The sequence below is a fragment of the Bacillus sp. NH11B genome (assembly GCF_001884205.1).
Lineage (GTDB): Bacteria > Bacillota > Bacilli > Bacillales > Bacillaceae_G > Bacillus_A > Bacillus_A proteolyticus.
The window spans coordinates 107,397-119,853 of the sequence record NZ_MAOG01000142.1; the positions used below are offsets into that span (position 1 = coordinate 107,397).

Annotated in this window: 16 protein-coding genes; 6 read left to right on the forward strand and 10 right to left on the reverse strand. The window is 34.0% G+C overall.

The window, feature by feature from the left end; all coding sequences use genetic code 11:
* The first annotated feature begins 99 nt into the window (after positions 1-99).
* From BAU27_RS28445 to BAU27_RS28455, 3 genes are read left to right on the forward strand one after another with little or no spacing between them, the layout of a single operon-like run.
* Entirely contained in the window at positions 100-372 is a 273-nt protein-coding gene (locus BAU27_RS28445) for a (2Fe-2S)-binding protein (RefSeq protein WP_071746196.1), read from the forward strand.
* Positions 369-701: a (2Fe-2S)-binding protein gene (locus tag BAU27_RS28450; RefSeq protein WP_071772767.1), complete on the forward strand. Its 333-nt coding sequence runs from the start codon at positions 369-371 to the stop codon at positions 699-701. The genes BAU27_RS28445 and BAU27_RS28450 overlap by 4 nt, the downstream gene beginning before the upstream one ends.
* A complete protein-coding gene (locus tag BAU27_RS28455) occupies positions 698-1,948 on the forward strand; it encodes an NAD(P)/FAD-dependent oxidoreductase (RefSeq protein WP_071772768.1) in 1,251 nt (416 codons plus the stop codon). Before BAU27_RS28450 ends, BAU27_RS28455 begins: the two co-directional genes overlap by 4 nt.
* An 87-nt stretch (positions 1,949-2,035) precedes the next feature.
* Here the strand turns inward: BAU27_RS28455 and BAU27_RS33105 are convergent, their stop codons facing one another.
* The 4 genes from BAU27_RS33105 to BAU27_RS28475 form a co-directional block, all read right to left on the reverse strand.
* Positions 2,036-2,509, reverse strand: coding sequence for a hypothetical protein (locus BAU27_RS33105; protein ID WP_071772769.1), 474 nt, complete (start codon positions 2,507-2,509; stop codon positions 2,036-2,038).
* 39 nt (positions 2,510-2,548) lie between these two features.
* On the reverse strand, positions 2,549-3,061 hold the full coding sequence (locus BAU27_RS28465) for a DUF6609 family protein (protein ID WP_071772837.1): 513 nt from the start codon (positions 3,059-3,061) through the stop codon (positions 2,549-2,551).
* 380 nt (positions 3,062-3,441) lie between these two features.
* A complete protein-coding gene (locus BAU27_RS28470) occupies positions 3,442-3,750 on the reverse strand; it encodes a YxcD family protein (RefSeq protein ID WP_071772770.1) in 309 nt (102 codons plus the stop codon).
* Positions 3,738-4,187, reverse strand: a complete 450-nt coding sequence (locus BAU27_RS28475; protein ID WP_071772771.1) for a hypothetical protein — start codon at positions 4,185-4,187, stop codon at positions 3,738-3,740. The genes BAU27_RS28470 and BAU27_RS28475 overlap by 13 nt, the downstream gene beginning before the upstream one ends.
* A gap of 257 nt (positions 4,188-4,444) precedes the next feature.
* On the opposite strand from BAU27_RS28475, the gene BAU27_RS28480 reads away from it, so the two are divergent.
* Positions 4,445-5,209, forward strand: coding sequence for a DUF1836 domain-containing protein (locus tag BAU27_RS28480; RefSeq protein WP_071772772.1), 765 nt, complete (start codon positions 4,445-4,447; stop codon positions 5,207-5,209).
* A 35-nt stretch (positions 5,210-5,244) separates the two neighbouring features.
* On the opposite strand, the gene BAU27_RS28485 is transcribed toward BAU27_RS28480, so the two are convergent.
* Both BAU27_RS28485 and BAU27_RS28490 read right to left on the reverse strand, forming a co-directional pair.
* Positions 5,245-5,742: a GNAT family N-acetyltransferase gene (locus tag BAU27_RS28485; protein ID WP_071772773.1), complete on the reverse strand. Its 498-nt coding sequence runs from the start codon at positions 5,740-5,742 to the stop codon at positions 5,245-5,247.
* Between the two features lie 37 nt (positions 5,743-5,779).
* On the reverse strand, positions 5,780-6,895 hold the full coding sequence (locus tag BAU27_RS28490; protein ID WP_071772774.1) for an HD domain-containing protein: 1,116 nt from the start codon (positions 6,893-6,895) through the stop codon (positions 5,780-5,782).
* 296 nt (positions 6,896-7,191) lie between these two features.
* On the opposite strand from BAU27_RS28490, the gene uptA reads away from it, so the two are divergent.
* Positions 7,192-7,797, forward strand: coding sequence for an undecaprenyl phosphate transporter UptA (gene uptA, locus BAU27_RS28495; RefSeq protein WP_071772775.1), 606 nt, complete (start codon positions 7,192-7,194; stop codon positions 7,795-7,797).
* Positions 7,798-7,821: 24 nt separating this feature from the next.
* Here the strand turns inward: uptA and BAU27_RS28500 are convergent, their stop codons facing one another.
* A complete protein-coding gene (locus tag BAU27_RS28500) occupies positions 7,822-8,322 on the reverse strand; it encodes a DinB family protein (protein ID WP_071772776.1) in 501 nt (166 codons plus the stop codon).
* A gap of 148 nt (positions 8,323-8,470) precedes the next feature.
* On the opposite strand from BAU27_RS28500, the gene BAU27_RS28505 reads away from it, so the two are divergent.
* Positions 8,471-8,695 carry a hypothetical protein gene (locus BAU27_RS28505; protein ID WP_071772777.1) on the forward strand — a complete coding sequence of 75 codons (225 nt, stop codon included), beginning with the start codon at positions 8,471-8,473 and terminating at the stop codon, positions 8,693-8,695.
* Positions 8,696-8,736: 41 nt separating this feature from the next.
* On the opposite strand, the gene dltD is transcribed toward BAU27_RS28505, so the two are convergent.
* The 3 genes from dltD to BAU27_RS28520 all read right to left on the reverse strand — a co-directional run bounded on the left by dltD (position 8,737) and on the right by BAU27_RS28520 (position 12,457).
* A complete protein-coding gene (gene dltD, locus BAU27_RS28510; RefSeq protein ID WP_071772778.1) occupies positions 8,737-9,918 on the reverse strand; it encodes a D-alanyl-lipoteichoic acid biosynthesis protein DltD in 1,182 nt (393 codons plus the stop codon).
* A gap of 269 nt (positions 9,919-10,187) precedes the next feature.
* Complete coding sequence (locus tag BAU27_RS28515) at positions 10,188-10,721, reverse strand: GNAT family N-acetyltransferase (RefSeq protein ID WP_071772779.1); 534 nt, start codon at positions 10,719-10,721, stop codon at positions 10,188-10,190.
* A gap of 113 nt (positions 10,722-10,834) precedes the next feature.
* Complete coding sequence (locus BAU27_RS28520; RefSeq protein ID WP_071772780.1) at positions 10,835-12,457, reverse strand: peptide ABC transporter substrate-binding protein; 1,623 nt, start codon at positions 12,455-12,457, stop codon at positions 10,835-10,837.

Here is a 12,457-nt window from a genome sequence, read left to right on the forward strand (position 1 = left end):
TTACTGCCCAGCAAATAGCGGGATAACCCCTCTCCTCCTCTATATTGGCATAGTTTTTGCATAATAATTTGTGCAAACCGAACTAGAGGAGGAATACATATGACGAATAAAGAGAACTTAATTGTTTGTCGTTGTGAAGAAGTTACATACGGACAACTTCAATCGACAATTGCTGAATATAAATGCTCGGCAAGAGAATTAAAACTAAGAACACGTGCTGGCATGGGATTTTGCGGTGGCCGCACATGTAGAATGATGATAGATCGAATGATTGAAAATGCAAACCCTGACATAACTCCTAATGAAATACCTTTAAAATATCAACCACCCGTGCGTGCGGTTACTTTTGGAGCGGTAGGTGAAAGTAAATGAGTAGAATTACAAATCACCCTATTTTAGGTAGTTTAAATAATAGTGAACGCATCACTTTTCAATTTAACGGTCAACAATACGAAGCTTATGAACACGAAACTATAGCTGCTGCCCTGCTAGCAAACGGAATACGAACTTTAAGGGTCCATGAAGATAGCGGGACACCACGAGGTATTTATTGTAATATCGGACATTGTTCAGAATGCCGCGTGACAGTAAATAATCAAACGAACGTAAGAGCGTGCTTAACTGTTGCAGAAGACAATATGGTTGTTGAAAGTGGAAAACAGCATCCAAATATCGTGAGAGAGATGGTGAAAAAGCAATGATAGATGTAATTATTATTGGCGCAGGACCAGCAGGATTATCAGCGTCTATCTCTTGTGCCCATTTTGGACTTAACGTACTTGTTATTGATGAATTTATGAAGCCTGGCGGGAGATTGTTAGGACAATTGCATCAAGAGCCTACTGGAGAATGGTGGAACGGCATAGAAGAATCCAAACGCCTTCACGAAGAAGCAAAATCACTTTCAGTCGATATTCAGTGCGGTGTTTCTGTCTTTAATTTAGATAAAGATGAGAACTCTTGGCTCATACATACAAATATCGGTACATTAGAAGCATCGTTCGTACTCATTGCTACTGGTGCCGCTGAGTATTCTATTCCCCTTCCTGGCTGGACACTTCCAGGGGTTATGTCAATTGGAGCAGCTCAAGTTATGACGAATGTTCATCGCGTGCAAGTTGGAAAAAAAGGAATCATTATTGGCGCTAATATTTTGTCATTCGCTATTTTAAATGAACTACAGTTAGCTGGAATTAATGTGGATCATATTGTACTTCCCCAAAAAAGTGATTTAAGCCAAAAGGCTGGTGAACCAGAAGAGGTTTTGAACTCTCTTTTAAATGCGGCTCACCTCGCTCCTTCTGCTTTGCTGCGTATAGGTAGTCGTTTTATGAAATATGATTGGATTCGAAAAGCTGGATTAACCTTCTATCCAAATAACGGAATGAAAATAAACGGGACACCACTTCATCTCCGGAAAGCTGCACTTGAAATTATCGGTACAGATCAAGTTGAGGGTGTGCGTGTAGCTAATACCGATTCTAACGGAAATGTTATTAATGGCTCAGAAAAGATATATGAGGCTGACTTCGTTTGTATTGCCGGAGGTTTGTATCCTCTTGCTGAGCTTGCCGCTGTAGCGGGATGCCCATTCCATTACATTCCGGAATTAGGCGGACATGTTCCACTTCATTCAGAAGAAATGGAAACCCCTCTTCCAGGTTTATTTGTAGCTGGAAATATTACCGGAATTGAAAGCGGGAAAATCGCGATGGCACAAGGGACTGTCGCTGGCTATTCAATCGTAAAACAAGCTAATAAAACATCTAATCCGGTTGAAAAACATTTACAACAAGCGATTCAGAATGTTCACACTGTACGTCAGAAAGCTGCGATTCAGTTTAATCCAATGGTTGATGTTGGTAGACGGAAGATGAATGAAATTTGGCGTGATTTTCAATCATTTGAAGAAAATCAACAAATGAAAGCGGGAAAAATTAGCATATAAAAAAGCGGTGGATTCATTTCCACCGCCTTTTTTATAATTTTTGTACTACATCTAGTATTTCTGTTACGTCAATTACAGAAACCCAAATTACCTATTTTTCATTCCGACTAAAACTTTCGATATCGACATCCATAAATTTATAAACATTATAATTCCGCAAACATCAGCGACAATTACATACAATCCTATAAATTGTTTTTCAAAGTGGAACAACGGAGTGTAATAAATGGCCATTATTAAGGCTATAACCATGGAAAACAGAAGCAGTTTTTTCCTAGTTATCATATAAATACAATACAAAAACGTATAATAAGCCCAAAATTGCGCAGCATACCATGCATGAGATAGTCGAATACCTGTTTTCGTATGCAAAGTTGTTAAAACCAGTATGTATATTACAAGTAATACAATTAATGGTGCAAATCTAACAAATTGCAAAAGGTTTATTAAAAAGCGTTTTTTTGAACTTGAGTGATTTATTTCGTATTTAAACATCTGTTTCGTTATATAATGAACAAAAAATATTAATCCTACACTAATAGCTAACATAAAGAATTTCATTACTATGCCTTCTTTTCTAAAATTTTTATCAACTATATTTTAAAAATCAATAGGACTTAACCTAATAAAAATTTCACCAAATAAAATTTTTATTAAACCATCCACTACAAAAAAGACATCTAGATTTACGTTAGTAATGATTAATCCTATGGATGCATTGATTATTAAAATAATGGACAGCAAAAACATCATCTTCCCATGTACTGGAATAAACGGTATAAAATGAATACCTACTGCTAAAAGAATTAGTAGCCAACAACTTCTATAATCATCACCACCAAAATGAAAAGCGAGAAAAACTAAAATAGCCAATATAATTATTGAAAAATCAGCCCACTTTTTTTGTTCCGGTGTTCCAGAACCAACCGCTAATCTCCTCCTAGTTTTAGGGCTCAATTGCCATATCATTCCTGATATATAAACAATAATAAAAGGCCACACATTTGGATATCCGTTATGTTTTATTAAAAGTAAGAACATTGCTGCTCCAGCAATTATTAGCCAAATCCCATTAATCTTTTGTCTAGGATACTTGTAAGTTTGTGTTTCCATGTTCCGTTCTCCTTTTTCAAACTTTTCTAATCTTCTCGATATACACACTTCTTTTTTACCAGAAGCCTTATGAGCAAATTCAGCTAAATTCACACCATCATTCTTCTACCTCGCTTTGAATAATAAAATATAAGATTTCTGAACTATCATATCAAATATAGTTGCGATCCATTTGTCGTAATTAGTCGAATGAATAAATAAAAGTCGTTTTATGTCAAAATTATTATTTATTTGGATAGCCAACTTTGGTGTAGATAGTTAAAATGATGCAAATACTAAATTGAAGGCACATGAAATACTGGATTTTATTCTAAAAGAAGAAACATACCAGCAATATTAATCCAAATAAAAAACTGTTAGAGCATACAGCTCTAACAGTTTTATTGTTCATTATTATTAAATTTCGCTAATGCGTAAATGCCTTCTTCATCATCTAATTCAAGTTGCAATCTTGCAGCAAATGAATTGACGTTGTATTCTCGATCAAGTAGTAAGCGTAGCGCTTCGATTAAGTTTGCTTGAATTAAAATTTGCTGGCGACCATTTACCTCTACTTCTGCAGAGAAACCGTAGTCATCATCATACATTAGTTCAACTGGAACTTCTTCTGGACCAACTTGTCTTTTTTCAGCGATATATACACAAAGTGCATTTATAAGCTCTTGTTCAGAAATTTTTATTGTTTCCATGCTACTTCATCTGCCTTCTTCTTACGTTGATCTTTGAAGTATTTAAATGCACGAACTGCTAACATTACGATACCAGCCATTACTAACATATTTACCATAAACGCTAATACAGAACCAAGAGCTCCCATATTTGCAAATAAGCTACCCATTAGTAAACCACCAAGACCACCTAGTAATAAGCCTTTCATAAAGCTTCCTTTATTACTTTTTGGTGCTGTGTTTGTTGCTTTTGTTTTTGAATCTGTTGTCGTTTTTTGTGAATTCACATTAGAATCTTTTTTGTTTAAATCAACTTTTGACTTTTGACCAGAACTTGGTGTATATGATTTTTTACCAGATTTGTAACTTTTCGCTTCCGCATGATTTACGAACATAAAGCTACTAGCCCCAAAGATAACCATGAATGCTGTCATTACTGCTACAAGTTTTTTCAACATATTATATCCATTCTCCTTTTATATAGATATATGTGAAATCTACCTTTCTTGTAAATTTAGAATGATAGATTTGTTTTAAAACCATTTTAAAGGTTCTTATGAACTTATTATATGAACTTTTGTCGAAATATGCAAGTATTATTTACTTACGACAATTTCATAACAAAGGAAAAATTAAGCAAAACGGAATTGACTTTAAATGAAACAAAACATATTATAAGTTCATAAGAACTTTTTATAATTTTGGAGGTGAAAAGATGGAAACATTTCATCTCACACGAAACGAAATGGCAACGCTCCTTCTATCACTTAGAGGATGGAATACGAAAAAGCCTCTTAGCATTTTACAAGAAGCTTGGGCAAAGTCACATAAAAAAGATATTGAAAGCGGACAAAGCGTTACAGCTTTTATTACAACCGCACTTTCACCTATTTTTGAAAAATTAATTAAAATCGATGATACGGATGTCGGTTTTTCTTTAAATGAAATAGTTGCGCTTGGTAATCAGATTGAAAACACAAGTTTCTCTGTAACTGCTATGCAAAACTGGGTGAAACGAGATATAAAAGAAATGATTGGCTCCCCTCAAAAAGGGAAGAAATACTCAATCGAACAGGCAGCCTTATTATTTATTGTTGAAGATTTAAAAACAGCGCTTGATTTTGAATCTATTCGTAAACTATTACGACTCATCGTAAATGACCCGGCCGATCGAAGTGATGATTTAATTAACCCTGTTCATTTATATGTAGCTTATTCCTCTTTATTTGAAGAACTAAATCAAGGGAATTGCATACAACTAAATGCTACAGATACCATTCATACAATTGAAAACATTGTAAAAGAAAAAGCTGATAAAATCGCAAGCAAGTTCGATCAAATTAATAACGAACAACGCGAAGCAATTCGTAACGCTATTATTATCGCTACACTCTCTGTACATACCGCATATGTACAAATGTTAGCGAAACGTTATGTGACAGCAACGTTATTTTTACAAAATTTAGATGTGAAGCCGTAAAAAATAGGAGTAGAAGTGCTCCTATTTTTTAATTTCTATACTATTTTGCACTCCTTAACTCTTTGCATCTCATACATTTTCAGCTGATTCTCTACATACGATTCAGTTTTTTTGAACCCAGCTTTCTCATAGCATCGCATTGCCCTCTTATTATCTTCCCTAACTTGCAATACAACCGCTTTTATATCAGGGTCTAAAAATGATTTAGTGATAAAATAATTTGTAATCTCTGTTCCGAGCCCTTTTGAGTATAAATTTGAGACGCCAATCAAGATTGAGTACTCCATCACATATATATCGTCATTTCTCTTCTTTTTTAATCCAACTCTCCCTATTACTTCATCCTCTACTACGATCACATGATAACTTGCATAAGATCGAGACAGTTTTTCTGTCCAATACTTTCGAAGTTCTTCTATTGTATATCGTTTGAATGGTCTCACGTCCGCTATGTTATGTAATTCTTCGTCATTATACCACTCTAAAATAATTGGTAAATCATCCATTTCTAATAAACGTTCATGCCAATCCATATTTTCACCCCATCCACTTTTCGAATTACTCGGCTAATCAAATTGAATACGCATATTCTTTTTTCGGCAAATTCACTATGTCTTGAATGTAAGATGATCGTTCCATAATATCTTCTAACTGACCATTCCTATAAACAAAAATACCACTTACATATGAACTGTAAGCCCTTTTCTCAGTTATTATCGCTAATTTATTATTTTTCTCGTTAAAATCACCTTCAAGCCCTTTTTCAAATGGTAAGCTTTTGGATGTTGAAAAATAAAGCTGAATTAACGATGCTATTTCTACGTGATTTGATTTTGCAAAGCACTTTATTTCATTAGAAATTATTTCATCCTGCAACGGAAGAAAGTCCTTCACTTCTATTCTCTTTGCTTTACGAAAGAAATTTTGCAGCTCCGGAGTATGGAACGAAATGTGTTTCTCTTCTATCTTTTTGAAAATAAATTGCAATAATAAGTCTTTACCTACTACAAATGGATGACCAAATCCATGATTATAAAGATCTTTTTTCATTTGAATCAATTGTTCAATATAAGGTATACCATTCTCTTCAATTACAAGCTCTCCATCTATAAAACGCATAGTCGAGATTAGTGCTTTAATCTCAATACCTTCTAACTCAAGCGATGAATAATATAAATCTCTATTCCAAAAATCTAATTGATCCATTCCTAGTGAGTTAAATAATAGCTCATCTATAATCGGAAAAACTCCATCTTCTGTTAAACCTTTCGTTACATCTTCTAATAATCCAGTAGTCTTATTTAAAATCGCACGTATTTCATCATCCTCTTGAATAATTCGAACGGTCAAATCGCCATGATCCTCACCTGAGATTTTCTGAAAGCAATGCGAATATGGACCATGTCCAATATCGTGTAGAAGTGCTACAGTAGAGACTAATTTCCGTTCATATTTTGATAAATGAATATCACCAATCTCTATAAGATGTTCTATTACTTTATTTACCAGTACATATACACCTATCGAATGTTCTTTCCTTGTATGTATTGCGTTCTTATGTAAAAAATATGTATGCCCTTGCTGTTTTATATAGGCCAATCTTCGAAACGCTTTAGTATCGATCAATCGTATGATGTCTCTATTGTGAATAGTAATTGGTCCGTAAATAGGATCTGTAAAACGCATACTTCTCCCCCTTTGTAAATTCAACACTTACATCATTACACAAAATTTTCAGTCTACTATCTCTTTCATTCTCTTTAAATATGAGAAATTTTTAATACTCCTTTCATTCTCTCTTCATGAAAACTCAATTTATATCGTTTACTATAAAAACTAGGAAAACTAATACAAAACATAAAAACTATTAAAATGGCAATACATTCATTAAATAAGGTATAATTTGCATATAGTGAACTTTTTATGTTATTAAATAAAAAGAGCTTTTACTCGAAAAATCTTATGAACTAGAAGGTGCAACAATGTTAAGTAGTTTTATTCATTCAGTATTAACATTTTTTGAAGGATTAGGTTATTGGGGCATAATGCTCGGACTTATGATTGAGATTATTCCAAGTGAAATTGTCCTTGCCTATGCGGGATACTTAGTATCAAATGGAAGTATCTCACTTGTAGGCGCAGTTATATTCGGTACCATTGGTGGAGTCATTGCCCAAGTCTTTATTTATTGGATTGGACGATACGGTGGTCGCCCTGTATTAGAACGTTACGGAAAGTATATTTTCATTCATAAAAAACAAATTGACGCTGCTGAAGATTGGTTTAATCGTTACGGAACTGGCGTAATTTTCACTGCACGTTTCATTCCAGTCGTTCGTCATGCGATTTCAATTCCTGCCGGGATTACAAAAATGCCAATTTCACGTTTCATTACTTTAACAGGACTTGCGATTATTCCTTGGTCTATCATTTTCATTTATTTAGGTGAAAAACTTGGAGAAAACTGGGGTAATATAAATGACGTTGCCGGACCATATGTGCAATCTTTCGCTATTGGCGGCGTTGTTCTTATTATTTTGTATTTCGCAATAAAAAAATGGGCAAAGAAACGTAAAAAGCTGGCTTAAATTTTTAATCAAACCGCTATAAATTCATTTAGAATTATAGCGGTTTTTATTATTGGCTTCGCTAAGTTTTAGGAATTGTATAATTTCTTCTTTATGTTTTAAATCATGTTGAATGAGTGATGAAAAATAATCGTTTAATCTCACTCTTTTTGTGCCAAATTGGTAGTCACCATTAAAATTCTGGGCAGGAATTTGATTAATTTGATCAACTAATTGTTTACGGGTGGATATAAACTGATCTATTAGTTCTTCTTTTGAAATACCAGACCTCGCATATCTCATTGCACTCTTGTTCATTTCTTCCACATCTGTTGGAACATCAGGTACATATTGCGAGCTTATAAAGTACAAAATTCTATATTTCATTAAAAACCCATCCCAAACGATAAAATGCGAAATCACATCCGCAATTCCCCATGAACCTTTTCTAAAAGGTTCAAACCATACATCATTAGTTACACACTTCAATGTTTGGCACCATTCTATTAGTCTTAACTTTTCTTCTAGAATACTTTCTTTCTCCATAATTCATTCCTTCCTCTTTCACACTAATAATCGATTCATATATAACTTCTAGACATTACATAAAAACCCCTCCAGTTTAAGATTTACGTGGATAAGCAACAATTCAGTCATATAATTCGTATAGTAACTCAAAAGGAGTGATTCCCCTATGCACTGGCAGCAAAAAGTACCATACTTAATTGGACGCCCTGTTGGTGTTTCTCTCATTAATGGGCAAGGGACATCCGGCGTTTTATGCGGCGTACAAAATAATCAATTATTTGTTTATGAATACCTTTACCAAGCTCAATTTGCAATAAAACATTATGACTTTAGACAAATTCAAGATATACACGCCTTTCCAAATTGCCCACACCAAAATCCTTTATACTAAAAAACAGGAACGGCTTTATTGCCATTCCTGTTTCTAAGTTGTTATGTCTCAGAGTAAAACTTCTGCACTGCTTCATCGAAATAAATCCAGCCTTTCCAGCCCAAATGAATCGTATCTTTTAAGAAATACTTATCATATTCATGGCTAGAGAAATCGACTACTGGGTATCCCGCTTTCTCGACTTGATCGCGAACCTTATTATAATACACATCACGGCGTTCTTTCGGAAAGCCAGTGTAATCATACCACGGTCCGTTTACAGGTACAGAAATAAAGAGTGGTTTTACATTTTTTTCTTTGAAAAGATCTAAAACAATTTGTAGGTCACCGTATTCTGGTGAATCATCATATGTTTCGTTTGCTCTAAAGTTTTTTAATCCTTTTAATTTTTTCTTTAAATTATGTTTATGGTAATATGGATTTTCAATTCCAAATGTATTTGTTGTGGATTCCGCCTTACCTTCTTGTTCCGCGTGTTTTCGTGCATCTTCCCAAGTAAGTGAGCGTAGTCCCGTATTTGTCTTCTCTTTCATCGGTTCGATCTTAAATAGAGAATTAAATAAATCTCGATGATCTAAAATATTCCGGTACATATATGCTAGCGGTTTAGCTAGTCCAGCTTTTATGTTATGTTTTGTATCATTATACACAATACTTTCTAGTGAACTACTTAATATCGCATCCTTACGAACTACTTTATAATCTAGTAAACGTTTCGCAATTTTTTTCTTCATTTCAGGATTTATTTCATCATTAAAAATAAAATGATATGCTTGTTGCTTAGAGAAATTATTTGTAAAATCCCCTTCCTGTACACCACTCTTAGTAAACCACTGTGGCGAAAGAACAAACACTACTTTTTTCCCTTCCAAATCATCCATTGTAGACGTCATATTTAATATATGAGCCAAACTTTGCGTACCGCCAGTCCCGATTAAAAATGGTGTAAAGCCTGCTGGATTTACTTTAAAATAGTTAGATGGATGATATGCATCCATTCGTAAAAACTCTGATGAACCATACATCGGTAAATACTGCGAATTCTCTAACATTTTCTGTTGCAAGAAAACACTTTGTAATTTCTCTTTTTGCAAAGAAGTTGCCGCATCTTCAACTTTCTTATCGCTAATTAGTGAGACTAAACTTTTAGACGGAATAAGCACGACAATGAAAAAAAGTAGACATGCTATAATAATTGGACCAAAAGCATGCTTCATCTTCATCGTTTATTCCTCTTTCTATTGCTATTAAATTGTAACCCTTGTTTTTGACACGTCATCATTTCTCTCCTTTTTCTCTATACATGCTCCATTCTATTTATCTATTATTTACATGTATGTATTCCATTTCTTTGCACTATTAAGTTAAATACTTATAGAGCAAGAAAGTGTTTCCAAAGAAACATGTTAATTATACAAGATTCTACATAAATTTCACACTGGAATTTTAGTAATAATTTTATTTTTAAGTAGTGAAAAAACACATAAAATGTCTATAATTCATCAGATGATGTATTGAGTTCAAAATATGATAATAAACGCCCACTATGATCAACATCTTGAGTATATGTAAAGCCTTGCTTGCGTAAAAGTTTTTTCGAATTCTCATTAGCTACTTTAACCCTAGCAATTATTCTTTTTAAATTCATCGTCCCTGTTGCATATTGAATGGAAGCCTCTGCTGCTTCTGACGCATATCCATTCCTCCAATACTCTGGATCAAGGAGATACATAATTTCTGTTTCCCCTGTTTCATTTACCTTTCTTAAACCACAATGTCCTAATAACTGGTCTGTTTCATTTTTGAATAACAGCCATACACCAAAATCATACTGTTCCCAATGCAATATAAGTTGACTAATATAATCTTTAGTTTCATCTATTGACATACCTCTTGATTTAGCAAGCCATTGACCAACAGCTTCTTTTTTCAATATGTTATACAATTGATCAACATCTTCTATATTCGGTTTTCTCATCACCAATCTTTTCGTATGTATTACTTTCCCCTTTACAAATACAGACATAGTGCCCCTCCTAATACTGTTTATAGACTAGTAAATTATACCATGAACTATCATCGGCTTTAACTACGAAAAAACAGACTATCACATACGTGAAGTCTGTTTTTTCTCTTTCTTTACTTTTGTATGTCCGCCGATTTCAAGCTAGTTGCTGGACCAAATTGGTGAACATATAAATCTTTTACATACGGTTTTTGTAAGTAAGATAGTCCGCGCTGGAATACCGGTGCAATTACTGCATCATCAAGAAGTACTTTTTCAGCATCTTGCATTGCTTTCCAACGAGCTTTTTCATCATTACCTAATTCTGTTTTAATCTTCTTAATTAACGCATCGTATTCTGGATTTGCATACCCTGTATTATTAACGGTACTTCCCGAAAGGAAAACTTCTAAGTATGTCATTGGATCTGGATAATCAGGTAACCAACGTGATAACGACATTTCATATTCTTTTTTCTTCTCTAACGCTAGTTTTTGAGTATGTGGTTGTAGTTTCACATTTACTTTTAAGCCTGGTAAGTTTTTCTCAAGCTGTTCTTTAATATACTCTCCTACTTTTTTAAAGTTTTCTAAGTCATAGTTTAATAACTCAAGCGTTACTTCATTCGTTCCTGTTTCTTGCTTTGCCTTTTCCCAATATTCTTTCGCCAGTTTTACGTCTGTCTTATTAAACTCGCCCGCTGTACTTCTAAAGTCTTTCTTATCTGGACCTTTTAAAAACCCTTTTGGTACATAGTAGTTCGCAGCAACAGAACCATCATTTAAAAATGATGCCGCAAGGCCCTTCTTATCAAACACTGTACTTAGTGCCAGACGCGCATTTTTATTTTTAAGAATCGGTACATTTTCATTGAAACGGAAGAAATACATTACTGGATCTGTATATTGTTTCAGTTCCTTATTCGTTTTATATTTATCTACAAATTCTGTAGAAATTACAGCCCTATCTACCTTATCTGTTTCATATAAATTTACCGCAGTTGAGATTTCTTTAACAATTTGGTAGTTTACTTCATCTAATTTCACTTCTTTTTTATCCCAATATTTATCGTTTTTCTTCATTGTAAAGCTCGCTTCGTGCTTCCACTCCGATAATGTAAACGGCCCATTATATATCGCTTTATTTGCCTCTAACCCGTATTTATCACCTTGCTCTTTCGCAAATTTTTCATTAATTGGATAGAAAGACGGTAAAATAAGTAGTTTCGTAAAATACGGTACTGGATGTTCTAACTCAACAACGAACGTTTTATCATCCTTTGCTCTCACACCTAATTCTTCTAAGCCCAATTGTTTCTTATTTATCTTTTCCGCATTCTTCACATCGTACGCGATATATGCATATTGAGAGGCTGTATCTGGATTTATAAGTTGCTTCCAAGCATATACGTAATCTTGAGCTGTTACCGGATCACCATTAGACCATTTCGCATCACGCAAGTGGAATGTATATGTCTTTCCGTCTTTACTCACTTCATATTTTTGTGCCCCAGCCTGAATCACTTCATCATTTTTCGATAAACGGAATAATCCTTCCATAACATTGTTTAAAACATTAAACGATACTGCATCTGTTACTTTTCCAGAATTCAGTGATGGAATTTCACCTGTTTCTAGTAGTTGTAATACTTTTTTCTCATCTTTCGGCTTCGTAGCTGTTTTTTCTTTCGCACAGCCTACTAAAAATGAAGAGACGAGTAAAGTACTAACTAATGAATAGCGAACTACCTTTTTCAT

Excerpts from the sequence above, each read along its gene's own strand:
- BAU27_RS28445 (WP_071746196.1), top strand. The coding sequence starts at position 100 with ATGACGAATAAAGAGAACTTAATTGTTTGTCGTTGTGAAGAAGTTACA.
- BAU27_RS28450 (WP_071772767.1), top strand. The coding sequence starts at position 369 with ATGAGTAGAATTACAAATCACCCTATTTTAGGTAGTTTAAATAATAGT.
- BAU27_RS28455 (WP_071772768.1), top strand. The coding sequence starts at position 698 with ATGATAGATGTAATTATTATTGGCGCAGGACCAGCAGGATTATCAGCG.
- BAU27_RS33105 (WP_071772769.1), bottom strand. The coding sequence starts at position 2,509 with ATGAAATTCTTTATGTTAGCTATTAGTGTAGGATTAATATTTTTTGTT.
- BAU27_RS28465 (WP_071772837.1), bottom strand. The coding sequence starts at position 3,061 with ATGGAAACACAAACTTACAAGTATCCTAGACAAAAGATTAATGGGATT.
- BAU27_RS28470 (WP_071772770.1), bottom strand. The coding sequence starts at position 3,750 with ATGGAAACAATAAAAATTTCTGAACAAGAGCTTATAAATGCACTTTGT.
- BAU27_RS28475 (WP_071772771.1), bottom strand. The coding sequence starts at position 4,187 with ATGTTGAAAAAACTTGTAGCAGTAATGACAGCATTCATGGTTATCTTT.
- BAU27_RS28480 (WP_071772772.1), top strand. The coding sequence starts at position 4,445 with ATGGAAACATTTCATCTCACACGAAACGAAATGGCAACGCTCCTTCTA.
- BAU27_RS28485 (WP_071772773.1), bottom strand. The coding sequence starts at position 5,742 with ATGGATTGGCATGAACGTTTATTAGAAATGGATGATTTACCAATTATT.
- BAU27_RS28490 (WP_071772774.1), bottom strand. The coding sequence starts at position 6,895 with ATGCGTTTTACAGATCCTATTTACGGACCAATTACTATTCACAATAGA.
- uptA (WP_071772775.1), top strand. The coding sequence starts at position 7,192 with ATGTTAAGTAGTTTTATTCATTCAGTATTAACATTTTTTGAAGGATTA.
- BAU27_RS28500 (WP_071772776.1), bottom strand. The coding sequence starts at position 8,322 with ATGGAGAAAGAAAGTATTCTAGAAGAAAAGTTAAGACTAATAGAATGG.
- BAU27_RS28505 (WP_071772777.1), top strand. The coding sequence starts at position 8,471 with ATGCACTGGCAGCAAAAAGTACCATACTTAATTGGACGCCCTGTTGGT.
- dltD (WP_071772778.1), bottom strand. The coding sequence starts at position 9,918 with ATGAAGATGAAGCATGCTTTTGGTCCAATTATTATAGCATGTCTACTT.
- BAU27_RS28515 (WP_071772779.1), bottom strand. The coding sequence starts at position 10,721 with ATGTCTGTATTTGTAAAGGGGAAAGTAATACATACGAAAAGATTGGTG.
- BAU27_RS28520 (WP_071772780.1), bottom strand. The coding sequence starts at position 12,457 with ATGAAAAAGGTAGTTCGCTATTCATTAGTTAGTACTTTACTCGTCTCT.